This is a genomic window from uncultured Lawsonella sp., assembly GCF_947252745.1.
Classification (GTDB): domain Bacteria; phylum Actinomycetota; class Actinomycetes; order Mycobacteriales; family Mycobacteriaceae; genus Lawsonella.
Genome location: NZ_CAMXWW010000006.1, coordinates 81,747 through 104,411 on the forward strand (window position 1 = coordinate 81,747; position 22,665 = coordinate 104,411).

The window sequence follows — 22,665 nt, forward strand, 5'->3', positions numbered from 1 at the left end:
CGTGATTAGAGATCGTCGAGTGGACTGCGTAGTTGAAGGGCTGTTGCCACTTCTCTCGTGGAAGGCACTGATTGTCCGGCAAGGTCGGCAAGTGTCCAAGCCACTCGGATAGTGCGGGACAATCCTCGCGCTGAGAGGACCCCCGCACGAAGTTGGCTGTGAACCGGTCGTAGTGCTGTGGCGGGGAGCGGATGATCATCAAGTAGCGCGTCGGGGACATCGCTGTTGATGTAATGGTCACCCCACCGTTCGGCCGCACGAATACGTGCCGCTATGACGCGTTCACGAAGTTCGCGAGAGCTCACCCCACGCCCTTCGGTAAGCGCAGCTAAACCTACTGGCGCAACCCGTACGCGTAGATCTACCCGATCCAGGAGCGGGCCGGAGAGGCGCGCTCTGTAGCGTGCACGGGTAGCGCTGGAGCAGCGGCAGTCTTGTGGTGAAGGGGCACCACATGGGCAGGAGTTACCGGCAAGCACGAGCTGGCAGCGCGAAGGATAGGTGACAGTGCCTTTACTCCTGCCGAGACGCACTTCGCCTTCCTGCAAGGGAGTTCGCAGCATATCGAGGGTGCCTGCAGGGATCTCGGTACACTCGTCGAGGAAGAGAACACCTCTATGTGCAAGCGATACCACGCCGGGCAGTGCATATCCACTACCACCACCCAAGAGTGCTGCTGGAGTGATACCCGCATGTGGTGCCTCGAAGGGAGGCTGGGTGATGAGCGGATGAGCGGGGTTAATTCTGCCTCGGAGTGAATGTAGTGCAGTAACTTCCAAGGCATGGACATATGTGAGCGGAGGAAGGATGGTGGGGATACGCTGCGCAATCATCGATTTCCCTGCACCCGGAGGCCCAAGCATAAGCAGATGGTGTCCTCCTGCGGCAGCAATGAGAGCTGCTTCCACCGCTGGGCGTTGCCCGCGGATATCTGAGAAATCTCCAGGAGATTCACTATTTCCCGATGCAGCCAGAATTCCCTCACTCTCACACTGACACTGTTGGACTTCCGCGGCGTGGGACATCCCGTCAGCGGCGGCGCCACATTCTGCGGTGGCTTCTTGGGGTAGCTGGGAGATTCCTTTGTGGAGCGAGTCGAGCAGTGTCGTGAGGTGGTCCGCCGGAATAATCTGCAACCCGGTGACGAGACTCGCCTCTGCACTGTTTTCCCGAGGTACCACCAGGGTCCTAATCCCTGCCTCACATGCTGCCGCTGCCATCGGCAATACACCGTGGACAGGCAAGACACGTCCATCGAGCCCCACTTCTCCGACAACCGCTAGTGTCTGTGCGGAACTGGTGAGAGCTGGCAGGTGCGATTGTGCAGACAAGATGGCTAAGGCGATAGCGAGATCGAAGTGCGCTCCCGTTTTGGGAATATCCGCGGGTGAGAGGGAGAGGGTGAGGCGCTGTCGTGGCCATGGAAGGCCGGCAGTAGAGAAGGCGGAGCGAAGGCGATCTCCCGCTTCACGAACCGCTGTATCAGCACGGCCGACAATATGGGTTGCGGGTAGCCCTCCCCCACAATGTGCTTCAACAGTCACCACCGTGGCGTGTAACCCTTGCATGGTGAGGCTGTGCGCAACTCCTAGGCTCATCGCAGCACATCCCGGAAATGCTGAATCTCAAATCCTTCAGTGGGGTTACCCAGTAGTGAAAGCACGTCAAAGCGTATTCCATCATGTGGTGGAAGAGACGCCGGAGACTCTTTATACCGAGAGATGAGCCATTCTGAGGAAATCAGACGGATCGTCTGCTCTTTGGCTCGCGTAATGGACTCTTCTGGCCAGCCTGCACGAATGGTGCGCCGTGTTTTTACCTCGACAAACACAATCTGGGCAGCATCATGATCCGACGCAATGATGTCGAGTTCACCGCGAATTCCTGACAGGCGCACATTTCGCGCGAGAATTGTGAAATTGTGGTCACACAGCCATTGCGCGGCAATATCTTCGCCGAGTGCTCCGAGCTCTTGGGGTGTCAACGTATCGGTCATGTCTCACAGCATGACGCACCCGTACCCCTTTTCGGTCTGCGGAAGAGGATATGGACGGGTCCTATACACAACTCTCCAGGAATGTGGAGAACCCCACCGCTAAGCGGACGAAACGTTTACCCATTGACGAAGTTTCGACGTTAAGGAGTTACGGCAGTTCGATATCTGGTTTGTCCAACTCTTCGATGTTGACGTCTTTGAAAGTGACGACTCGAACGTTCTTCACGAAGCGCGCCGGACGATACATGTCCCATACCCAGGCATCCGACATCAGTACCTCGAAGTAGACCTCGCCCTGGCTATTTCGCGGAATCATTTCTACGGCATTAGCAAGATAGAAGCGACGCTCGGTCTCCACAACATAGCTGAACTGGTTGACGATGTCCTTGTACTCTCGGTACAGGGACAGCTCCATCCTGGCTTCGTAGTCTTCCAGGTCTTCTACACCCATTCGCTATTCCTCCTCGACAGGTGACGTTTGGCGCATCCCCGCAATGTGGTGGGCTTTTGCCACGTTCGCATAACTCATGCGGTGTATGGGGCTTACTCCATAGTGTTCCATAGCGGCTTGATGAGAGGCTGTCGCATAGCCTTTGTGCCCTGCAAATCCGTATTCGGGGAATACCTGGTCAAAACCGACCATTATGTGGTCTCGGGAGACCTTCGCCAGCACGCTGGCGGCGGCAATACAGGAAACGTTGGCGTCTCCTTTGAGAACAGGCAGTGAGGGCATGGGAAGCCCCGGGACAGGAAAACCGTCAGTCAGAACATAGCCGGGGAGGACACTCAGCTGGGCGACCGCTCTGCGCATTCCCTCGATATTTGCTCGCTGTATGCCAATCTCATCTACCTCGGTGGCACTGAAATGCACGATGGACCAGGCGACTGCATGCGCTTGGATAAGAGGAAAGAGGCGTTCGCGGCGTGCCGGCGTGAGCTTTTTGGAGTCAGCGAGTCCCGCTAGGTCTGGCACACACACGTCAGGCAGAATGCATGCAGCGACAGTGAGTGGTCCCGCGCATGCGCCACGCCCAGCTTCATCGACTCCCGCAACTGGACCGCACCCGTGGGCAATGAGCATTTCCTCCATCTCATGGAGGTAGGTGGAGTCTAACGTATTGTTCTCCATAGCAGCAAAGGAAACAAGCGGAAGGACAAGGTTACTTGGGCTGAACCAGCGGCTGAGAGTCCACCTTCTGCCAACGCTTTACGGGAGAAATGATGGTCTGGACCTTGCCGCGGATATTCTTCACTGGGACGGCCCCGCGGTATTGGTCTTGCATGTGATAGCGGGAGTCGCCGGAGTCCGTTCGGTTATCTCCCATCACCCACATAAATCCTTTGGGGATAGTAATGGGGCCAAAGTAGGGGCCACCGCAGGCGTTGGATCCGTTGGGGTTTCCTCCCCAATCAACAACTGGCGGGTAGAGGGTATAAGAGGAGTCGATAACGTGGTCATCCACGGTGATGCCCTTGTCTCCGGGCTGACAGCGAACGGTTTGGCCTCCCACAGCAATGATGCGTTTAACCAGGTCGTTCTCATCCGGGGGCACTAATCCGACGAAGGATCCGGCATTCTGCAAAGCGCGAACAAAGGGATCGTCAGAGCGGCTGGACTCGAATGCGTCATTCCATGAGTCGGGACCTTTGAACACGACGACATCGCCAGGTTTCGGATCCCCGGTGCGATAGCTGATCTTGTCAACGAGAATACGGTCGCCAACCTGCAGGGTGGGCATCATTGACTCCGAAGGGATGACGTAGACACGCGCGAAGACATTCTGCACAAGAGCACTTAAAGCTAGCGCGATCACGACGATGATGAGGACCTCTTTGAGGAAGCTCAGCACACCGCTTCCAGCAGATTTTTCTTTCTCTTGACGGTTGTTGGCACCGTCAGCGGCGTTTTTTTCCGTGCGACCAAGCATGCTTTCGGGAAGGCCTTTCACTGTGGCGCGAGGCGCGGTGAGCGCGACCGATAATTACTCTGTGTACAGGATACGACGAACCGGACCAGAAGTCCTGACGGCTCTGATCCGGTTCGTCGAAGTCTCAATGAAAAACGAGAGATTAACGCTTTTCCTTGATCTTGGCAGCCTTGCCGTGGCGGTCGCGCAGGTAGTAGAGCTTGGCGCGACGAACATCACCGCGAATGGCGACCTCAATCTGATCGATATTGGGGGAATGTACCGGGAAAGTACGCTCCACGCCGACACCGAAGGACACCTTGCGCACGGTGAAGGTTTCACGAATGCCAGAGCCTTGGCGACGAATGACTACACCCTTGAAGACCTGGATGCGTTCCTTGGATCCTTCGATAACTTTCACGTGAACGTTGACGGTATCGCCGGGACGGAATGCCGGGATGTCATCACGCATCGACTGCGCGTCGACGGAATCAATGAGGTTCATAATAGTTCCTTGCATGCTAGTCATAAGGCAGAGGAACCTAGCGGCAGGTGCTCAACTGGTTCGTACCCCGATCAGGCAGTTTGTACGTGCGTGGTTGAGCCATGAGCGGTCCACCACAGGAGGTGCACAAACAACAGGATAATTCTGCCATATAACGTGACTTTTCCCTAATCGCAGGCGGTGGGAGGGTGGCACAGTTCTCCCTGGGCCACCACAGTCTCCTCATCGTCAGCCTGCTCCGCCAAGGAATCCAGAAGATACTGGTCTTGCGGGGTGAGATCGACACTACGGAGCAGCTCGGGGCGGCGTTCGTAGGTACGTCGGAGGGATTGTTCGTGCCGCCACTGGTCAATCCGGGCGTGATGCCCTGACAACAGTACTTCGGGCACAGCAAGATCGCGCCAGACTTCAGGACGAGTGTACGAAGGCCCCTCGAGAAGACCATCAGAGAAGGAATCTTCCTCACACGAGCGTTTGTTGCCCAGCACCCCTGGGAGGAGTCGAATAATTGCCTCACTGATGACTAGCACAGCAACCTCTCCCCCATTGAGGACGTAGTCTCCGATGGACACTTCGACAACTCGCATTCGACGCCGTGCATCGTCAACCACACGTTGATCAATGCCCTCGTAACGACCGCATGCAAACACGAGATGCGTTTCCTGAGACCAGGTTGCCGCATCGCGCTGGGTGAATGGACGACCGGCCGGGGTAGGAACGACGAGGAGTGGGTCATCCGCGAGGTCAACCGTATCTAGTGCTTCTCCCCATACCGTTGGTTTCATGACCATCCCCGGGCCACCGCCATAGGGAGTGTCATCGACAGACCGATGGACATCGTGGGCAAAGTCTCGGAGGTTATGGACCTGCACGTCCACCGTGCCTGCCTCAATCGCTTTTCCGGGAAGTGACTGATGAAGCGGCACAAGGTATTTCGGGAAAATAGTAAAGATGTCTAATTTCATGGCAGCTCCCACAACCCTTCCGGAAGATCGACAATAAGACGACCAGCAGCAACGTCGACTTCTGGCACCATAGCGGTAACGAAGGGTACAAGATGCGTACGCTCCTCAGCATCAGTGATACTGAGCAAATCCTGAGCCGTATAGGGTAGGACATCCGTCACCTCACCAAGCTTCTCTCCCCCAACGTTGACAACCTCCAGTCCGATGAGGGAGGTGACGTGATACTCGTCTTCTACCGGGTTGTCTGCGTTAACGAGCTCGTCAGAATCAATAATGATATCGGCGCGGCGAAGTGCATCTGCAGCAGTCCGATCATTGATATCAGCGAGGTGAATGAGGAGTCGGTCCTGATGCCAACGAGCGGCCGTCACCTCATGATGAGAGGTGACGCCGCTCGTAAGACGTAATGTAATTGTGGTGCCTACCGCGAACCGTTCGTCGGGGGAATCCGTACGGACGTCGACAACAAGATCGCCACGGATTCCGTGGGATTTGATGACGGTGCCGGTGGCTAGCTCCATGGGGTAACTCCTTGCGGTGGCAGCAACTACAGGTTTCTGCCTCCAGCGTAATGGTAGTTACTGATCGGAATCTACAACGTCGACGCGCAGATTGCGCCCGCCCAAGGCGGTGACGACAGTGCGCAGCGCAGTGGCGTTACGCCCGCCACGGCCAATAACTTTGCCCAGGTCATCCGGGTTAACAGTGATTTCGATGGTGCGGCCACGACGACCGTGCACCAGAGCGACTTCCACGTCATCCGGATTGCTGACAATACCGCGGACCAAGTGGTCAACAGCATCCGCAACGATGGTGGCGTTCAGCATTGTTATTCAGCCTCAGCAGCCTCGTCAGCGGTATTCTCAGAAGCAGCTTCTTCAGCAGCCTTCTTCTCGGCCTCTTCCTTAGCCTTCTTGTCAGCCTTACGCTTGGCGGTGATGGCCTCGGCGGTAGGCTCGTTGGCGGCTTCTTCGAGGGCTTTGTTGAAGAGATCCAGCTTAGAGGGCTTGGGCTCAGCAACCTTAAGGGTGCCTTCCGTGCCAGGGAAGCCCTTGAACTTCTGCCAGTCGCCGGTGACCTTGAGGAGGTTCAATACCGCATCAGTAGGCTGAGCGCCAACACCGAGCCAGTACTGGACACGCTCGGAATTAATCTCGATGACGCTGGGCTCGCGCTTCGGGTGGTACTGACCGATGGTCTCGATGGCGCGGCCGGAACGACGAGTACGGGCATCAGCAACGACGATGCGGTATTCGGGAGTGCGAATCTTGCCGAGACGCATGAGCTTAATCTTGACAGCCATGAATGGCTCCTTTTCTGTGTCACAGGGGAATGCAGCGATACAGGAGTCCGTATCCGGTTTTCCCCCTCGAGTGGGTGTGACGGTCGGTCGGCACATCTGGAAGGTACTATCCGTCACAGAAACCGGATCCGACGCCCTCTTTAGGTCCTTGTTAATTAATGTAGACCAGGTGTTAATTCTGCCAGAGATGGACACAAGAAGGAAATTCGCTGTTTAGAATCCTTGCTATGGCAGATCACACAAAATCCCTTATTCATCCGCAGTATTCCCCACATGTCCTCATCACGGGTGGATCCAGCGGTATTGGACGTTGCACCGCCGAACGGCTCGCGGCGGCCGGCTACACCGTCTATTCCTGTGCTCGACGTTGTGAAGAAAAAACGGAAGACTTCGCCTCTGGTGGCTCAATTATCAACCGCCACATGGACGTCACCGATCCTGAGTCAATTAAGGCTGTTATTAGCGCCATCCCTGATCTGGGCATCGTTATTCACTGTGCGGGATTTGGTGTCGCTGGGTCCTGCGAGTGTATTCCCATCGACCGTGTTCGCGCGCAGATGGAAACCAACTACTTCGGTGTGCTGAACGTTAACCAGGTGGCTCTCCCCCGTCTTCGCGAGCACAAAAACTCGCTGGTTATTGTAATTAGTTCTGTTGCAGGTTTCCTCTCCGTCCCCTTCCAATCGCACTATTCTTCGTCGAAGTACGCGGTTGAAGCCTATGTCGATGGTTTGCGTATGGAGGGACGTCACTTCGGCATTAAGGCCACACTGGTGGAGCCCGGAGATACCAAAACTGAGTTCACTGCGGCACGTACCCATGACGAACCACAGGATTCCCCCTACTTCGCCACCGCGGAGACCGCTGTCGCGCAAATGTCTCACGACGAAGAGCATGGTGTCCCACCGAGCAAGGTGGTCGATGTCATCGTGAAAATGATGGGAAAGAAGAATCCCCCCATCCGTCAGGCAGTTGGAGCTGACTATCGCCTGGTGTACTGGGCGAAGCGGCTACTGCCGAATACTCTGCTGGAATGGGGTCTCCGCAAGACCTACATCAAGAAGTAAATACTAGAGAAGGATCCCCGTTGACTACGTTCAACGGGGATCCTTCTTCGGTCTGTGGCGGAAAATGCCTAGAACTTAGGGAACTCCAGTTTGCTGAGGTCCATCCCCTCCAGTCCAGGTGGCATTTGACCAAGGCCGCCACCCAAGCGGGAAAGATCCGGCATTCCGTTCCCGGCACCTGGCATTCCGGGTATGCCGGGCATGCCCGGCATACCTTGTGGCATGCGCTGCTGAGAACGTCCCTTTCCCTTGCGGCTATTCTTCCCCTTCTTGCCTTTACCTTTTCGACGGTTACCCGCCGGACCCATCCGGTTCGTGAGCTTGTTCATCATCTTACGAGCCGTCAGGAATCGCTCCACCAGTTGGTTCACCTCAGTGACAGTGACGCCAGAACCGGACGCAATACGCCGCCGACGGGAAGCGTTCAAGATCGTTGGATCTTCTCGTTCAGCAGGAGTCATGCCCCGGATGATTGCCTGAATATGGTCCAGCTGTTTCTCATCGACGGACGCAGCCGCCTGCTGCATTTCTTTCCCACCAGGCATCATGCCGAGAATATTAGAGAGCGGTCCCATTCGGCGCACCATTAGCAGCTGGTCGAGGAAGTCTTCCAACGTCAGCTGCCCGCTCATCATGCGCGTCGCAGTCTTTTCAGCTTCCTGCTGGTCAAAGACCTGTTCCGCCTGCTCGATGAGGGTGAGGAGGTCACCCATGCCGAGGATGCGGCTTGACATGCGATCAGGGTGGAAGACGTCAAAGTCGTCCAGTTTTTCACCGGTGGATGCGAACATGATGGGCACGCCCGTCATCTCACGCACCGACAGAGCAGCACCGCCACGGGCATCACCATCGAGCTTGGTGAGGACAACACCCGTGAAACCGACTCCATCACGGAAAGCTTCAGCTGTGGTGACCGCGTCCTGGCCAATCATGGCGTCTAGAACGAAGAAGATCTCGTCGGGGTTGACGGCATCACGGATCGCCCGTGCTTGACCCATCAGCTCCTCGTCGATGCCGAGTCGGCCGGCGGTATCGATAATGACGACGTCATAGACTTTGCGACGAGCCTCTTCGATACTCTGCCGGGCAACTTCGGCGGGATCACCGGAGGTCCGGCCAAGGGGGCTGTCGCCTGCCCCTACACTCGTCCCAGGGTTGGGGGCGAACACCGGTACACCGGCTCGCTCGCCCACAATCTGCAACTGACTGACGGCACCCGGACGCTGCAAGTCACATGCCACCAGCATGGGGGTGTGGCCATGTGCTGCAAGGTAGCGGGCAAGTTTACCTGCAAGAGTGGTTTTACCTGCGCCTTGGAGACCAGCCAGCATGATGACAGTAGGAAGCGTCTTAGAGAAATTAAGGCGTCGTGCTTCCCCACCGAGAATGCTGGTGAGCTCTTCGTTGACGATCTTGACGAACTGCTGAGCCGGGTTGAGGGCAGCGTGAACCTCTGCTCCCTTGGCACGAGCTTTGACACGCTTGACAAAACTCCGCACGACGGGAAGTGCGACGTCAGCATCAAGCAGTGCGAGGCGAATTTCCCGTGACGTTGCATCAATATCGGCATCAGTGAGCTTACCTTTGCCTTTGAGACCCTTGAGGGCGTTTCCTAGGCGATCGGAAAGAGACTCAAACACGTGTGTTTTCTCCTGGAATGGGGGCAGGGCGATGTACGCCGCATCAATTCTCCCTCATGTTACCCGCCTACCTCGTGAGAGGCGCGGTCGGTTCCGCAAGGCCAGGTGATCCTCGCTCTGGGATGCGAGTGAACAAGGGGGTGTTTTAGGCCAGCAGTGCGTCGACGAAGGCCGCCGGCTCGAATGGGGCAAGGTCATCGGCTCCTTCACCCAAACCCACCAGTTTCACTGGCACACCGAGCTCCTCCTGTACTTGGAAGACGATGCCGCCTTTCGCAGTACCGTCGAGCTTGGTGAGCACCACACCGGTGATGTCGACAACATTCTTAAACTCCTTGGCCTGCAGAATACCGTTTTGGCCTACCGTAGCATCGAGGACCAGAAGGACTTCATCAACACTGGCCTTCTTTGAGACCACACGCTTCACTTTGCCCAGTTCGTCCATGAGACCCGTTTTGGTATGCAATCGTCCGGCGGTGTCAATGAGTACCGCATCGACACCTTGTTGGACGCCCGCATCGACAGCATCGAAGGCGATGGCGGCAGGGTCTGCCCTTTCCGCACCGCGGATTGTGGTGGCGCCTACCCGATCACCCCAGGTCTGGAGCTGGTCAGCGGCTGCTGCCCGGAAGGTATCTGCGGCTCCCAACAGGACGCGCCGTCCATCACCAACAAGCACACGGGCAAGTTTGCCCGTCGTGGTTGTCTTTCCTGTGCCGTTGACACCCACCATGAGGAGGATAGCGGGATGGTCGTCGTGCGGAAGAGCCTTAAGGGAGCGATCAAGTTCGGGATGGCACTCTTCAATAAGAATCTCCCGCAGTAGAGCACGTGCGCCGGCTTCGTCATGGATCGATGAACTGGCAAGCTCATCCCGTAAACGGTCTGTCACCCGCAGAGTAATGGCGGTACCAAGGTCTGCCATGATGAGCGTGTCCTCGACCTCTTCCCACGCGTCCTCGTCAAGGTCACCCGCACCGAGGATACCGAGAACGCCGTTCGAGAAGACGTTGTTGGATCGCGAAAGACGGCCGCGAAGCCGAGAAAGCCGGCCACGAGCTGAGGGGACCTTTTCTGCCACCGGAGCCGTAGGTTCCTCTTCGCACGGCAGTTCGGCGACGTCGTCCGACCCTCCCTTAGCCGGAATGATCTCTACCTCTGTGCTGGCATAGGGATCCCCGGTAGGTAGTTCGTGTTCTGTAGGGGTGACGTCCTCTTCAGTTTGCGGCCCAGGAGCGAGCGGGGGCTCGTCCGACAGTGGCGGAATAGGATGGATCTCCGATTCACCAATTTCGGAGGTCTCAACTGGAACAGGGGCCTCAGCCGGAGCGGGAGCCTGCGGCACGACAACAGCCGGAGCACTGTTCTTCAGCTGAGTAGCTTGCCTCTCTTCCTGCTCTACGGAAGCTTCAGCAGTATCCGCGGGGGGAACTACCGGAGCAGGACTGGGAGTCGAAGCGCGGGTGGGAGTGGGCATCTTTTTGGGCGCAGGAGTTTTCTGCTTGAGCTCTCCGGAGCCCTCTGAGAAGGAAAAACCTCCACCTGCACTGTACGAGCCACTGCGTTCCTTCCCCTCCAGTTCCTTCTTTTCAGAGAAGGTGATGGCTTCTTGCTTCTTCTTTTTAGCCCCCAGAGCAAGCGCGATCGCGACAGCGACAATAATGACGCCGATGACGACGCCAACGATTATGGCGATGAGAGTATTAGTATCCACGGTACTAGTGTGTCAGGTTCTCGCTCTCCTTGCAGGAACCACGTCCCAGCATGTGTGGATTGTGGTTTTTCTGCCTCAAGCCAGCACAATAGAGGGGCACGACACGATGCACTGCTCAGGAGGGTTTCCATGAGTGACGACACTCAGCATGCCGCTATTAACGAGTGGGCGGATAAGCGTGGATTCCGCCCAGAAATCCCGTATAGCGAAGCTATTTCCATTATATACCAGCGGCGGTTCTCCCATGTTCCCGGCCTCTATACCCTCATTTTCGCCAATGGAGACCTTTTCGTAGGGATGGCTGACGACCTCGGTGACACACTCACCAAGCAGCCCACCTCCTGGCAGGACGACATTATTGGGGTACGGCTCATGGCCCGCTCGAAGAAAGGTCTCGACCTGGCTCAAGAAGCCATGGGACTACAGCGAGAGGTGCAGGCGCAGGGTTTCACCATCCACCCCCGCTGCTGACCATTTAACGTTCGTAAAAGCCGGACGGCAGCCCCCGCGGGGCACTGTAGTTTTCGACGACGACGTCGACATTCCCAGGTGTCTGCCCCGAGCGCAGAAGCTCAACCAAACGTTCGCACCGCGAACGGGGGCCTTCTGCGACCACATGAACACGCCCGCCACGTTTATTCGTTGCGCTTCCGACTATTCCCAGTTCTAATGCTCGACACCGCGTCCACCACCGGAAACCAACTCCCTGGACCCGTCCATGTACCCATGCGTCCAGCCGTACAGTATCCTCTTCTCGCATCAGGAGTTCCCCTGTGGGGATGCCGCCGCGAGGAGCGGCGTTGCTGGGTGCATCCGCTGCGAGATAACCCGGGTAATACCGTCTCCCTTCATGGTCACACCGTAGAGAACATCTGCCAAATCCATGGTGAGCTTTTGATGAGTTATCACCAACAACTGGGAGCGTTCCTTCAACTCCCGGAAAAGCCCCAACAATCGGTGCAAATTTGTGTCGTCGAGGGCTGCTTCCACTTCATCGAGGATGTAGAAGGGGCTCGGACGTGCTTTGAAGATAGCCACCAACATGGCAATTGCAGTGAGGGACTTTTCGCCGCCGGATAGTAGCGACAGCCGCTTCACTTTCTTGCCCGGTGGTCGCGCCTCTACCTCCACACCCGTGTTGAGCATGTCCTCCGGATCAGTCAGATAGAGGCGTCCTTCGCCGCCAGGGAAAAGCGTCGAGAATACGGTGACGAATTCTCGCGCAACATCTTGAAATGCCTCTTCAAGGACAGTCTGGATCCGCTCATCAACGTCCTCCACGACCTCGAGCAAGTCTTTCCGAGCTTTCTTAATGTCCTCTAGCTGGGTGGAGAGGAAGGTGTAGCGTTCCTGCAATGCGGCGAACTCTTCCAGAGCCAGCGGATTCACCTTGCCTAAACGGGCAAGATCACGCTCGGCAGCCTGCAAACGACGTTGTTGCTGCTCTCGGTCATAAGGAAGAGGCTGGGGACGAGAGACCTGCTCCCCACGTTCTTTTGCATCCTCATATTCCTGCATTTCCACAGGCGAAGGGGGAAGAAGGACATCAGGTCCATATTCCTCAATAAGATCATCCACAGCCATACCAAGGTCCTCGAGGACCTGCTGTTCCATCAAATGCAAGCGCTCCTGCGCTTGAGCACGAAGCACCTCGTCCTGGTGTGCGCTTTCGCAGAGCTTGTCAAAGTCCACACTGGCCTCATGGCGACGCTGCCGAGTCACTGAGAGCCTCTCAGACACTGCGGATTGTTGGCTGGCCAAAACCTGCCGACGCTCTTCCATCAACGAGAGCTGCTGCTGCAGTGCATTCTGAAGCTCCTGCCCCGCCTCCTGGACCGCTGCAATGATGTCCAGTGCACGCCCCCGCGTAGCCGCGCGGCGTTCGGCACGCTCCCGCAGTTCTCGTTCACGGGCGGCCTGCCGGTGGAGGGCATCTGCCCGTCCGCGGACATGAGAGGAACGCTCCTCTGCCGTCCGTACTGCCAACCGAGCTTCCATTTCAGTAGCACGCGTATGCGCCACGGCAGAAGCAGCCTCCGTTGCCACAGTATCGTCAAACAGCGTAGGCTCTTCCGGCTCCTCCGTGGCGAGACGCTGGCGTTCTTCCAGCTCTGTGAGTTCGACCAACAGACCCCGCTGCTGTTCTTCTAACTGATTCCTCTGCTCAATGAGTCGATCCTGTTGCAGAGAAGCACTCCGCACAGAAGCTGTGAGTCGAGCCAACTCCTTGGTCAGCGTGGCAATAGCGGAGTCTGATTCCACCAGGGCAGAGTAGGCTTGCGCGGCAGCCTGAGTACGGTCTCGATATTCCTCTTCCGCGCCACGAAAAGCTGCCTGCGCTTTCTCTACCCACGCTAAGGCAGCCTTTTCTGCTCGCTGGGCATCCTCAATAGCGGCATTGATCTCGACATCACTGTGCGCTTTTCGCGTACCACCAGTAGCCCATCCCCATCCGCGGGCGTCTCCGGAGCGCGTGACAACACGCAGACGGCGATCTCGTCGGATGACCTTCTCCGCCATCTCCATGTCCTCAACCAGCACAGCGTCCATGAGGAGAGAAGTGAGAGCACTTTGTAGCGACAAGGGTACACTCACGACATCGAGCGCCCATTGGGCCCCTGCGGGCAACGTCACATCCATTCGGAAGTCGTCCACATCACGGCTTTCAATAAGAAACATGGAACGTCCAGCAGAACCTGCGCGAAGTGCAGCAACTGCCTCCTGAGCCCGAGTACTACTCGAGACGGTATAAGCGGATGCAGCCTCTCCTAGCGCCACTGCGATGGCCGCCTCCCAACCGGGAGTGACGGTGAGTTTCTGGGCGACTTTCCCCGACAGACCAACGTGGTCGGCGTTTTTCTCAAGCCATGCGGCAGCATCTCCTGCTCCTAAAGTGAGAGCCAGAGCATCAATTCGAGCGTGCAATCCAGCCGCTTCCTTTTCTGCCGAGCGTTCGTCATTGCGGAGAGCTGTGCACCTCTCCTCTGCCCGATCACGCTCGGCAGTCGCCTGGTCAAATCGCTCATTGAGGTGCTGTTCGGAGTTCTCCAGAGTCTGCAGGCGCGACTCTGCAGCTGCTGCCTCCTGTTGAAGAGAGGTCAGCTGCTGGCGTGCTGTTTCGAGTTCTTCAGCATAACGTGCGGCTTGGCTCTCAGTTGATGAGATAGCGTTTCGCGTGGTCTGGATGGTACCAGCCAATCGGGCGATGCCTTCTCGACGATCGGCGACTGCTCGCATCACAGCCAACCGTTTCTTCTCCACCGCTTCCGCATACTTCTCAGCGTCTGCTCGCGCTTTGGTTGCAGCCGTCAGCGCTGCTGTCGCCGTACGGAGGGCTGCCACGATCTCAGCTTCCTCGCGTGCGGCTTCCTCTGCGCGTTTTTCTAACTGCGCTGGATCAGGGCCAAAATGCGGCTCAATTTCGGTACGCAAATGTCGCGCACGATCCTCAGCGATGCGAAGAGTAGCGGCCACGCGCTCGGACAGAGCGGAGAGTGCAAACCAGTTCTGCTGTGCACTGTCGAGAGCTGGGGTCAGAGCGGCAAGTTCTGTTTCTGCAGCCTCTACGGCCATTGACATCTCGCTGAGATAGGCCTCCGCCTGCTGACGTCGCGCCGCCATATCACGCTGTAGCTGCTCATGCTGAGAGGCTTCCGCACGACGCTGCACAAGATCATCTGCAGCAATACGAAGACGGGCATCGCGGGCGTCTGCCTGGATAACCTGTGCCCGTCGCGCTGCCTCTGCCTGTCGCCCAAGGGGTTTGAGTTGACGTCGTAGTTCTTTAGTGAGGTCACTGACACGATCGAAATTGACCTGCATTGCGGAGAGTTTGCGAAGGGCTTTCTCCTTTCGCCGACGGTGTTTCAGTACACCGGCTGCTTCTTCAATGAAGGCTCGACGCTCTTCTGGCCGGGATTCCAGAATCTCAGCTAGTTTTCCCTGCCCCACGATGACATGCATTTCTCTGCCAATACCGGAGTCCGATAGAAGCTCTTGAACATCCATGAGACGGACTCGGTCGCCGTTAATCTCGTACTCGCTCGCACCGTCACGGAACATTCGACGGGTTATCGAGACCTCGCTGTAGTCAATCGGGAGGGCACCGTCGCTATTGTCGATCGTCAGGGTGACTTCAGCGCGCCCGAGGGCCGCTTTGGTGGGAGTTCCGGCAAAGATGACGTCTTCCATCTTACCGCCGCGGAGGGTCTTTGCCCCCTGCTCCCCCATCACCCAGGTGAGTGCGTCGAGTACATTCGACTTTCCGGAGCCGTTAGGACCAACAATGGCGCAGATTCCGGGTTCGAATCGGAGAGTCGTTGCCGAAGCAAAGGACTTGAAGCCTTTGAGGGTCAGACTCTTGAGATACATGAGGTGAATTCTACCTGGTCCGAGCAGGGAGCTTCTGGCAACTGGGGCAGTAGGTATGCGAACGGCCACCCACCACCATGGACACCAACGGTGTGCCGCATCGATCACATGGTTCTCCAACCTTACCGTAGGCATGCAAAGAACGCGCAAAATAGCCTGGCTCACCAGCAGCATTAACGTACAGCGCATCAAACGAGGTACCACCTACGGCCAGTGCTCGGCGCATTACTGCTTGGACTTCTGTAAGCACAGTTGTGAGCTGTGCATAACTCAGACCAGAAGCAAGACGAGTACCGTGCAGACGCGCCGCCCACAGGGCTTCATCAGCATAGATGTTTCCCACCCCGGAGATGATCTCTTGGTTGAGTAGAGCATTTTTCAGGGGAACTCGGTGGCGACGTAGTTCGCGCACCGTCGCCACCATATCGAAGCCTTCCTCCAGGGGATCGGGAGCGATGTGCTGAGCCAACGAGGGAATCCATCGTTCCGTGCGTGGTTCCCACAGCAACTTATCAATGGTGAGATAGCCAAAGGTGCGCTGGTCTACGAAACTAACACTGCGCCCCTTCCCGATATGGGCGTGCATTCGGCAATGCGGTAGCAGGCTAGCCGCGCCGTCATCGATAATGAGCTGCCCACTCATCCCCAGATGGATAAGGAGAGCCGGGGCTAGCGAGGGCGTCAGGTGCGTGGACTCGCCCACCAACACGCACCAAAGGTACTTTCCGCGACGATCGATCTTCGCAATCGTGGCACCTTCCAAGGCCTGGGCTAGTGCGGCGGATCCGCCAGGATAGCGACGGCCAGTCCGCGGATGCAAGACGTCAACATCCCGCAGGGTGGCACCTGTGAGGTGTGTGACGAGTCCACGCCGCACTACCTCCACTTCTGGCAGCTCGGGCACTAGTTATCCTTGGAAGCAGGAACAGATGGCGCTGCTGAGCTCGAGCTCTCGGTAGTGTCTAGCGCATAACGCGGCATATCGGGCTGCTCATCCAAATTAATGTCGTGGGCGGGCATACCGGGAAGGGTAGCTTCTACCTGTGCGCTGATGGGCACCCCTGGGTGTTGCGCCTGAATGGCTTCCCACGTGTTTTTTGCAGCAGCTTGTTCCGCTTTTTTCTTGTTCGTTCCGACACCAATCCCGAATGCCCTGCCAGCAATAATTCCGGTGGCAAAGAATTCTTTGGCATGGTCGGGGCCAGTAGAGGTGATGTAGTAGGTGGGGGCAGAGTTGTACTGGCTGGCTGCATACTCTTGCAGACTGGTCTTCCAGTCAAGGCTCACTCCGGCACTACCTGCATTGTCAATAAGGGGCTGGGTGAGACTGAGGATCACGCGTCGGCTTACCTCAATCCCGTGGGTGATGTGGATGGCTCCAAACAGTGCTTCGGTGGCATCTGCCAGAATGGACTCTTTGCTGCGGCCACCCGTCATCTCCTCTCCTCTGCCGAGTAGGAGATACTGCCCCAAACCATGCGGACCGAGGGTGTTGGCTAAGCGAGCGAGCGAAAAACCCGACACAATGTTGGCTCGCATTTTTGCGAGTTCACCTTCACTGCGATCAGGATATTGCTGGAAGAGTTGCTCCGTTACGCAGATGCTCAGAACTGAGTCTCCCAGGAATTCCAGGCGCTCGTTATGAGGGATACCGGGGTGCTCGTATGCGTAGGAACGATGGCAGAGCGCGCGGATAAGGAGTTCACGGGAGAGATCAACCTGGAGATAGTCCAAGAGAGGTTGGTAATCGACAGACTCCCAGCCGGTAGGTAGGTCCCACGCGGAGGGGATGCTCATACAGTTAGCCTTCTTTCTTCGCTCCTGATGCGGTGGTTGACTCGTCACCAGCCGGTGAGTCAGTTCCCTCGGCGTCATCGTTCGTCGGCTCGGTTGCCGCGTCGTTGAGGAATGCGAGGTTCTGAAACTTCTCTAGGTCCGCCCAGCGGGGGTCGATGAGCTCGTTTTCTTCTCCCGACACACCATCAACTGCAGGCATGTCGACATCTTCGGGGCACGGGTGCCCTTCGACAGAGGAGCACGAGGGGGCGAAGGGAAGGGCCAGGCCTACGGCATCAATAATGGCTTGTTCAAGATCCAACTCGGTGGGGTCGTCAAGGATGTAGACCTCATCGTCGTCTTGAATGGTGTCGGCAGTTTCGGAGTCCGGGTAGACAAATAGCTCGGTGAGAGTGGCCTCGACAGTCCCATGAATCTCACTCAGACAATTGACACACTGGCCTTCTGTGGGACCAGTAATGAGCCCCGTCACGAGGACACCCTCGTTGACCGCTTCAAGTTCCACATCAATCGACACCGGGCTACCTGCCGGAATGCCGATGAGGTCGAGGCCGATCGGTTCATCAATGAGGAAAACTTTTTCGACGTGGTGGTGGTTTCCAGCAGCGCGGCCCAGGGGGCGGAGGTCGAGGACAAATTTCGACTGGTTCTCGAAAGCTTGTGTAGTCACAGGCCTAGTCTAACGTGTCTAGGCGACGAAAACGTTAGTCCCGGTATGCTTCGGGCGGGTACTGCTGGTAACCCTCGGCGTACCCGTCCCGGTAACCTTCGTAACCATCCTGGTAATCGTCCGAGTAGCCGTCGTCGTCATAGTCGGTGTCATAGCCGTCATCAACATTCTCGTCGTAGACCGCTCCCGTCGGCTGATAATCCTGGTAGTTATCACTACTACGGTCAGCTACTCCGGCAGTTGCCCGCAGGCTCTTTCGTCCATTAAGAACCTCGCGGGAGGTGGCATTGAGGATAGATTCAAACTCGGCCAGCTTCGTATCGACGTAGATGTCGCAGTCGCCCCGCATTCGATCTGCCTGGGCATGGGCAGCATCCACAATACGGGTTGCTTCTTCGCGGGATGTCTTCACCACTTCGGATTCGCTGATCAGACGAGCTTGCTCAGCACGACCCGCTGCGACGCTCGCTTCATAATCATCATTTGCTTTCGCGAGTAGGCGTTCAGCTTCGGCTTGAGCACGTTCGGTGACAGTCTCGTACTCCCGCTGTGCCTCGTGGAGGAGCCGGTTAGATTCGTTTTCTGCATCGGACACCATGACGGCCGCATTGTTGGTGGCTTCAGCCACCATGCGGTCGGCTTTATCCTTGGCTTCCGCAATCATTCGGTCAGCATCGGCGCGGGCAGCCGCAAGCTGTTGGTCAACCTGTGCGTTAGTCTCGTTTTTGGTGGTCTCTGCGTAGGTGTTGGCTTCGTTGACGAGGTCTTCACGCTTGTCGAGTACGTCTTGTGCGTCGTCGAGTTCTCCGGGCAACGCTTCGCGGATCTCGTCAAGGAGGAGGAGGGCATCAGAGCGCGGCACCATGCACTGCGCCGACATGGGGAGGCCGCGGGCCTCTTCAATCATGGCGACGAGTTCGTCGAGCGCTTCGAAAACATGGAACATGCGTGTTCTACCCTTCTCTTTTTATGGTCACTTCTAGTGTGCCGAATCCCGCTTGTTTTTGGGGGAAAGCGTGACGGTGTGTCGCTTGACCTGCATACCCTACATTCGTTCGAGCAGTTTTTCGAGGACTGACGGTGGCACAAAATCCGTAACGTCACCGCCGAAACGCACGACTTCTTTCACCAGACTTGAGGAGATGAAATTCAGTTCTGGCGATGTTGGCAGGAATATCGTGTCAATACCGGACAGTCGCTTATTGACATGCGCCATGGGAAGCTCGTACTCATAGTCCTGGTTAGAGCGGATACCTTTCACCACAGCTTTGGCGTGGACACGAGTGCAGTAGTCCACCAGAAGCCCGCTGAAAGAATCGATCTCCACATTGTTCACATCGGCGAACTCGCGCTGGAGGATGTCGAGCCGTTCCTCGACCGTAAATAGCCCCTGTTTACGGGGATTATGGGCGACACAGACGATGACGGTATCGAAGAGCCGGGCGGCCCGGCGCACAATGTCGACATGGCCGTAGGTGAGAGGGTCGAACGATCCTGGGCAAACGACGGTGCTCATGCTGCTAGATTACCTGTGCTTTCAACAATGGCGATGTCGATGCGAGTCTCCCCATACTTTTTGGACCGATACTCTCGATAGTGCGCTGGCCAGTGCGTGGGGGTATCGCGGGACGATCTCTCCAATACGATGACCGAGCCGTCGGCTACCCAGCCATTCTCGACAAGTGCGGTGAGGATGCCGGGCCAATCTTTCTCCACCTGTGCATAGGGTGGATCAGCAAAGACAAGATCATAGGGGGCGGCGACACTTGTCCGAGCCGCGTCCGCAGTGCTACTTTCACGCGCTACGGCGAACCCCCGCTCGACATGTGGCCTGGAAGGGAGAATTTCTGTGGTGGGGGCTGTCGCCAAGAAAGCTTGTACGCTGCGGCGAACGATAGTGACCCCGGGAGCTCCGACGACGCGCCGATTCCGTTCGGCGGAGGCAACTGCTGAGGCGTTCTTCTCCACCAAGGTCACTGCCTGCGCTCCCCGGGAGGCGGCCTCCAACCCTACCGCTCCAGACCCTGCGTAGAGGTCGAGAACGGTGGTGGCGTCCCAGTCGAGGAGGTTGTCGAGGCTATTGAAGAGAGCCTCCCGAACCCTGTCAGTGGTGGGACGAGTGGTGACGGGTGGTGAGAAAAGTTTACGTCCACGTGCGCGGCCTGAGACAATGCGCATTAACGCAGCTCCGCAAGGTCATCTCCACCATCTACGTCGACGAAGTCCTCATCAATCACATAGTGGATGGTGCCGGCAGCCGGTGCGGTGACAGCAGCGTCCAGCTTGATCGCTTCGACATAGCCGACCACGTCACCTTCTGCCACCGAACTATCTTGCGGTACAGTGCGGCGCCAGATACCCGCCAACGGCGCCACAATACGATGAGGCTCCGGTGCATTCTGGTAGTTCGTCATGCTTTCAGTGTAGCTACCCCAATGGGTACTGAACGCCGCTCTGTGCGGCTACTTTCTCGATTACTTCCGCCCACTGCGGGTAGCGGATGGCCCAGTCTGTCCCCTCCCCTGGTGTGGCACCCATGAGCATTTCCATATCGTGTCGAGCGGCGGCAACGATTTCCGCATCCCGCACAATGTCGAGGAGCCGTACAGGCATGGCTACTCCCGCCTGGGCTGTACCAAGTAGGTCACCCTCTCGGCGTTGTTCCAGGTCAACCTGCGCAAGATAAAAACCGTCGGTAGAGGATTCCACGGCTGCAAGGCGGGTGGCGGCCGGGGATGCCGGATCGCACTCGGTGAGGAGTAAACATAGGCCCGGCGCGCTCCCTCGTCCAACCCGACCGCGGAGCTGATGGAGTTGACTCACTCCGAAACGATCCGCATCAACAACCACCATGACCGTGGCACACGGCACGTCAATACCCACTTCGATTACTGTTGTGCAGATAACGACGTCCAGTTCATGCGCCGCAAACTGTTTCATGATTGCGGTTTTGTCGTCTGCACTCATGCGACCGTGTAGGAGGCCTACTCGCAACTGGGCAAGTGGGCCATTCGTCAGCCGTTGGAATGTTTCGGTAACGGTCGTTAGCTCACTATCTTCGTTATCTCCAATGGCAGGGCAGACAACATAGGCTTGGTGGCCGCGTGCGCTCTCCTCGCAGACACGCTGCCAGATACGGGGCACCCAGGTGGGATGGATCCGACTATTGACTACCGCTGTCGTGATGGGGGCACGCCCACGAGGGAGCTCTTTAAGGCTGGAAACCGTCAGGTCGCCGAAACTAGTGAGAGCGATGGTACGTGGAATAGGCGTAGCTGTCATCACTAGCATATGTGGAGTTTTTCCGTTGGCACCTTTGTCAGTGAGGACCAATCGTTGGCGTACACCGAACCTGTGTTGCTCATCAATGACGACCAGTCCCAGTCGGAAAAATTCGACTCCCTCTTGGAGGAGCGCCTGAGTACCAATGATGATGCCAGCCCGCCCCGTAACAATATCGAGAAGTGCTTGGCGTTTCTGCGCAGTAGACAGCGAACCAGTAAGGACGGTGACGGCGGTCTGCACGGCTGGTTGATTATCGTTATCGGCATAGCGCAGCTGGTCGGCAGTCCCGAGCTCCCCGAGGAGTTCCGTCACAGTTCGAGCATGTTGTTGGGCCAGTACTTCTGTAGGTGCCATCAGGACTGCCTGCTGGCCGTTATCGACGGCTTGCGCCATGGCGAGAAGTGCCACCACGGTTTTACCAGAACCTACTTCCCCTTGAAGAAGCCTATTCATCGGATGAGGCTGGCTGATATCCGCTGAAATCTCGCCGAATACGTCCTGTTGGCCATTGGTGAGCTGATAAGGCAGTCGTGATTGAAGAGCACTGAGAAGACCTCTCTCAACGGGTGGACAGGCAGGAGCTGACTGGGAATAATGCTCGCGTGCCTGTTGGAGGAGGACTGCTTCGAGACTAGCGGCTTCGTCATAGCGTAAACGCGCTTGTGCGGCGGCGATATCGTCGAGGTGCTCCGGCATATGGATAGTCCGCAAAGCGGTGTCGAGCGCAATCAAGTTGTGGCTGTCACGGATATGTGCGGGAAGAACATCAGGGAACGTAGGAATCTGCGGTAGTAGTTTTTCGATAAGCACCATAAGAAGCCACGAGGACACTCCATTCGTGGCCCTATATACCGGGATGATCGGCCGGTTGAGCAGCTCGATGATAGCGGGATCTACCCCCGTCAGGCCATCTTTATGGAGGTCCTCTGCAGTGAGATCAGTCGAAGTGGCAGAGGGCGTAACGAGAGTGGATGCACCGACAATCTTGGTGGCCTGGAGCAGTTTGGCGAACTGTCCCCCGGCGATGGCCGGCCCCCCACTTTGGAGGATAAGAAAGTTCGGATGGCTCATGTCGAAAAAACGGCCTCGCCGTTGAATAGTGCCGTCGAGCAGTACTTCCGTTCCTTCAGTGAGGATCCGGGCAATTCCATGGGGATGGAAAAAGGCGACGTTGATGAAGATACCGCCAGAGCGAACAGTCACCCGCAGAATATAGCCCTTACGTTGACGCATACGAGACAACTCCGAGCTGACCACCTGCCCACGCACCATCACACTGTCCCCATCGACAGTCTGTGCAGGGTCAAAGATCATGCGACCGTGAATGTACCGGCGGGGGAAGTGGTAGATCAGATCTGCTACGGTGTGAATTCCTAGCCCCTCCCCGAGGCTGTGAGCCACTTTTGCGGGGAGGATTCGCGCTAGGTAATCGGTGGGCTGCATGG

Annotated in this window: 24 protein-coding genes; 2 read left to right on the forward strand and 22 right to left on the reverse strand. The window is 57.1% G+C overall.

What is annotated here, in order from left to right; all coding sequences use genetic code 11:
* Positions 1 to 5: 5 nt before the first annotated feature.
* The 10 genes from Q0X28_RS06620 to rpsP all read right to left on the reverse strand — a co-directional run bounded on the left by Q0X28_RS06620 (position 6) and on the right by rpsP (position 6,676).
* Positions 6 to 1,598 carry a YifB family Mg chelatase-like AAA ATPase gene (locus Q0X28_RS06620; RefSeq protein ID WP_296237369.1) on the reverse strand — a complete coding sequence of 531 codons (1,593 nt, stop codon included), beginning with the start codon at positions 1,596 to 1,598 and terminating at the stop codon, positions 6 to 8.
* The gene (locus tag Q0X28_RS06625) at positions 1,595 to 1,996 is read right to left on the reverse strand and encodes a YraN family protein (RefSeq protein ID WP_296237371.1); all 402 of its coding nucleotides are present in this window, start codon (positions 1,994 to 1,996) and stop codon (positions 1,595 to 1,597) included. Before Q0X28_RS06625 ends, Q0X28_RS06620 begins: the two co-directional genes overlap by 4 nt.
* Positions 1,997 to 2,144: 148 nt before the next feature.
* The gene (locus tag Q0X28_RS06630; protein WP_296237373.1) at positions 2,145 to 2,447 is read right to left on the reverse strand and encodes a DUF2469 domain-containing protein; all 303 of its coding nucleotides are present in this window, start codon (positions 2,445 to 2,447) and stop codon (positions 2,145 to 2,147) included.
* Positions 2,448 to 2,450: 3 nt separating this feature from the next.
* On the reverse strand, positions 2,451 to 3,125 hold the full coding sequence (locus Q0X28_RS06635) for a ribonuclease HII (RefSeq protein ID WP_296237376.1): 675 nt from the start codon (positions 3,123 to 3,125) through the stop codon (positions 2,451 to 2,453).
* A 31-nt stretch (positions 3,126 to 3,156) separates the two neighbouring features.
* Positions 3,157 to 3,924, reverse strand: a complete 768-nt coding sequence (gene lepB / locus Q0X28_RS06640) for a signal peptidase I (protein WP_296237378.1) — start codon at positions 3,922 to 3,924, stop codon at positions 3,157 to 3,159.
* 142 nt (positions 3,925 to 4,066) lie between these two features.
* Complete coding sequence (rplS, locus tag Q0X28_RS06645) at positions 4,067 to 4,408, reverse strand: 50S ribosomal protein L19 (protein WP_053961459.1); 342 nt, start codon at positions 4,406 to 4,408, stop codon at positions 4,067 to 4,069.
* Between the two features lie 167 nt (positions 4,409 to 4,575).
* The gene (gene trmD / locus Q0X28_RS06650; protein WP_298577199.1) at positions 4,576 to 5,373 is read right to left on the reverse strand and encodes a tRNA (guanosine(37)-N1)-methyltransferase TrmD; all 798 of its coding nucleotides are present in this window, start codon (positions 5,371 to 5,373) and stop codon (positions 4,576 to 4,578) included.
* Positions 5,370 to 5,894, reverse strand: coding sequence for a ribosome maturation factor RimM (rimM, locus tag Q0X28_RS06655; protein ID WP_296237383.1), 525 nt, complete (start codon positions 5,892 to 5,894; stop codon positions 5,370 to 5,372). Before rimM ends, trmD begins: the two co-directional genes overlap by 4 nt.
* Positions 5,895 to 5,951: 57 nt before the next feature.
* Positions 5,952 to 6,200 (reverse strand): RNA-binding protein, encoded by a 249-nt coding sequence (locus tag Q0X28_RS06660; protein WP_296237385.1) that lies wholly within the window; start codon positions 6,198 to 6,200, stop codon positions 5,952 to 5,954.
* A 2-nt stretch (positions 6,201 to 6,202) separates the two neighbouring features.
* A complete protein-coding gene (gene rpsP / locus Q0X28_RS06665; protein ID WP_296237387.1) occupies positions 6,203 to 6,676 on the reverse strand; it encodes a 30S ribosomal protein S16 in 474 nt (157 codons plus the stop codon).
* Between the two features lie 227 nt (positions 6,677 to 6,903).
* On the opposite strand from rpsP, the gene Q0X28_RS06670 reads away from it, so the two are divergent.
* The gene (locus tag Q0X28_RS06670) at positions 6,904 to 7,743 is read left to right on the forward strand and encodes an SDR family oxidoreductase (protein ID WP_296237389.1); all 840 of its coding nucleotides are present in this window, start codon (positions 6,904 to 6,906) and stop codon (positions 7,741 to 7,743) included.
* 68 nt (positions 7,744 to 7,811) lie between these two features.
* Here the strand turns inward: Q0X28_RS06670 and ffh are convergent, their stop codons facing one another.
* Entirely contained in the window at positions 7,812 to 9,383 is a 1,572-nt protein-coding gene (gene ffh, locus Q0X28_RS06675; RefSeq protein ID WP_296237391.1) for a signal recognition particle protein, read from the reverse strand.
* A 145-nt stretch (positions 9,384 to 9,528) separates the two neighbouring features.
* Positions 9,529 to 11,097 (reverse strand): signal recognition particle-docking protein FtsY, encoded by a 1,569-nt coding sequence (gene ftsY / locus Q0X28_RS06680; RefSeq protein WP_296237394.1) that lies wholly within the window; start codon positions 11,095 to 11,097, stop codon positions 9,529 to 9,531.
* Positions 11,098 to 11,226: 129 nt separating this feature from the next.
* Between ftsY and Q0X28_RS06685 the strand changes: the two genes are divergently transcribed.
* A complete protein-coding gene (locus tag Q0X28_RS06685) occupies positions 11,227 to 11,568 on the forward strand; it encodes a hypothetical protein (RefSeq protein WP_298577203.1) in 342 nt (113 codons plus the stop codon).
* A gap of 4 nt (positions 11,569 to 11,572) precedes the next feature.
* On the opposite strand, the gene Q0X28_RS06690 is transcribed toward Q0X28_RS06685, so the two are convergent.
* The 10 genes from Q0X28_RS06690 to Q0X28_RS06735 all read right to left on the reverse strand — a co-directional run bounded on the left by Q0X28_RS06690 (position 11,573) and on the right by Q0X28_RS06735 (position 22,663).
* On the reverse strand, positions 11,573 to 11,857 hold the full coding sequence (locus tag Q0X28_RS06690) for an acylphosphatase (protein WP_296237398.1): 285 nt from the start codon (positions 11,855 to 11,857) through the stop codon (positions 11,573 to 11,575).
* Entirely contained in the window at positions 11,857 to 15,468 is a 3,612-nt protein-coding gene (smc, locus tag Q0X28_RS06695) for a chromosome segregation protein SMC (protein WP_298577205.1), read from the reverse strand. The genes Q0X28_RS06690 and smc overlap by 1 nt, the downstream gene beginning before the upstream one ends.
* Positions 15,469 to 15,478: 10 nt before the next feature.
* Positions 15,479 to 16,372, reverse strand: coding sequence for a bifunctional DNA-formamidopyrimidine glycosylase/DNA-(apurinic or apyrimidinic site) lyase (gene mutM, locus Q0X28_RS06700; RefSeq protein WP_296237402.1), 894 nt, complete (start codon positions 16,370 to 16,372; stop codon positions 15,479 to 15,481).
* Positions 16,372 to 17,265 carry a ribonuclease III gene (gene rnc / locus Q0X28_RS06705; protein ID WP_298577207.1) on the reverse strand — a complete coding sequence of 298 codons (894 nt, stop codon included), beginning with the start codon at positions 17,263 to 17,265 and terminating at the stop codon, positions 16,372 to 16,374. Before rnc ends, mutM begins: the two co-directional genes overlap by 1 nt.
* Before the next feature lie 4 nt (positions 17,266 to 17,269).
* Positions 17,270 to 17,935, reverse strand: a complete 666-nt coding sequence (locus tag Q0X28_RS06710) for a DUF177 domain-containing protein (protein ID WP_296237406.1) — start codon at positions 17,933 to 17,935, stop codon at positions 17,270 to 17,272.
* A 34-nt stretch (positions 17,936 to 17,969) separates the two neighbouring features.
* Positions 17,970 to 18,881, reverse strand: coding sequence for a DivIVA domain-containing protein (locus Q0X28_RS06715; RefSeq protein ID WP_296237408.1), 912 nt, complete (start codon positions 18,879 to 18,881; stop codon positions 17,970 to 17,972).
* Positions 18,882 to 18,980: 99 nt separating this feature from the next.
* The gene (gene coaD, locus Q0X28_RS06720) at positions 18,981 to 19,451 is read right to left on the reverse strand and encodes a pantetheine-phosphate adenylyltransferase (protein WP_296237410.1); all 471 of its coding nucleotides are present in this window, start codon (positions 19,449 to 19,451) and stop codon (positions 18,981 to 18,983) included.
* The gene (locus tag Q0X28_RS06725; protein WP_296237412.1) at positions 19,448 to 20,113 is read right to left on the reverse strand and encodes an RsmD family RNA methyltransferase; all 666 of its coding nucleotides are present in this window, start codon (positions 20,111 to 20,113) and stop codon (positions 19,448 to 19,450) included. The genes coaD and Q0X28_RS06725 overlap by 4 nt, the downstream gene beginning before the upstream one ends.
* Entirely contained in the window at positions 20,113 to 20,349 is a 237-nt protein-coding gene (locus Q0X28_RS06730) for a biotin/lipoyl-containing protein (protein WP_296237414.1), read from the reverse strand. Before Q0X28_RS06730 ends, Q0X28_RS06725 begins: the two co-directional genes overlap by 1 nt.
* 13 nt (positions 20,350 to 20,362) lie before the next feature.
* Entirely contained in the window at positions 20,363 to 22,663 is a 2,301-nt protein-coding gene (locus Q0X28_RS06735; RefSeq protein WP_298577210.1) for an ATP-dependent DNA helicase RecG, read from the reverse strand.
* Positions 22,664 to 22,665 lie beyond the last annotated feature (2 nt).

Bases quoted from the DNA above. Each gene is read 5' to 3' on its own strand.
- Q0X28_RS06620 (WP_296237369.1), bottom strand. From the start codon at position 1,598: ATGAGCCTAGGAGTTGCGCACAGCCTCACCATGCAAGGGTTACACGCC.
- Q0X28_RS06625 (WP_296237371.1), bottom strand. From the start codon at position 1,996: ATGACCGATACGTTGACACCCCAAGAGCTCGGAGCACTCGGCGAAGAT.
- Q0X28_RS06630 (WP_296237373.1), bottom strand. From the start codon at position 2,447: ATGGGTGTAGAAGACCTGGAAGACTACGAAGCCAGGATGGAGCTGTCC.
- Q0X28_RS06635 (WP_296237376.1), bottom strand. From the start codon at position 3,125: ATGGAGAACAATACGTTAGACTCCACCTACCTCCATGAGATGGAGGAA.
- lepB (WP_296237378.1), bottom strand. From the start codon at position 3,924: ATGCTTGGTCGCACGGAAAAAAACGCCGCTGACGGTGCCAACAACCGT.
- rplS (WP_053961459.1), bottom strand. From the start codon at position 4,408: ATGAACCTCATTGATTCCGTCGACGCGCAGTCGATGCGTGATGACATC.
- trmD (WP_298577199.1), bottom strand. From the start codon at position 5,373: ATGAAATTAGACATCTTTACTATTTTCCCGAAATACCTTGTGCCGCTT.
- rimM (WP_296237383.1), bottom strand. From the start codon at position 5,894: ATGGAGCTAGCCACCGGCACCGTCATCAAATCCCACGGAATCCGTGGC.
- Q0X28_RS06660 (WP_296237385.1), bottom strand. From the start codon at position 6,200: ATGCTGAACGCCACCATCGTTGCGGATGCTGTTGACCACTTGGTCCGC.
- rpsP (WP_296237387.1), bottom strand. From the start codon at position 6,676: ATGGCTGTCAAGATTAAGCTCATGCGTCTCGGCAAGATTCGCACTCCC.
- Q0X28_RS06670 (WP_296237389.1), top strand. From the start codon at position 6,904: ATGGCAGATCACACAAAATCCCTTATTCATCCGCAGTATTCCCCACAT.
- Q0X28_RS06685 (WP_298577203.1), top strand. From the start codon at position 11,227: ATGAGTGACGACACTCAGCATGCCGCTATTAACGAGTGGGCGGATAAG.
- Q0X28_RS06690 (WP_296237398.1), bottom strand. From the start codon at position 11,857: ATGCGAGAAGAGGATACTGTACGGCTGGACGCATGGGTACATGGACGG.
- smc (WP_298577205.1), bottom strand. From the start codon at position 15,468: ATGTATCTCAAGAGTCTGACCCTCAAAGGCTTCAAGTCCTTTGCTTCG.
- rnc (WP_298577207.1), bottom strand. From the start codon at position 17,265: ATGAGCATCCCCTCCGCGTGGGACCTACCTACCGGCTGGGAGTCTGTC.
- Q0X28_RS06715 (WP_296237408.1), bottom strand. From the start codon at position 18,881: ATGTTCCATGTTTTCGAAGCGCTCGACGAACTCGTCGCCATGATTGAA.
- coaD (WP_296237410.1), bottom strand. From the start codon at position 19,451: ATGAGCACCGTCGTTTGCCCAGGATCGTTCGACCCTCTCACCTACGGC.
- Q0X28_RS06725 (WP_296237412.1), bottom strand. From the start codon at position 20,113: ATGCGCATTGTCTCAGGCCGCGCACGTGGACGTAAACTTTTCTCACCA.
- Q0X28_RS06730 (WP_296237414.1), bottom strand. From the start codon at position 20,349: ATGACGAACTACCAGAATGCACCGGAGCCTCATCGTATTGTGGCGCCG.
- Q0X28_RS06735 (WP_298577210.1), bottom strand. From the start codon at position 22,663: ATGCAGCCCACCGATTACCTAGCGCGAATCCTCCCCGCAAAAGTGGCT.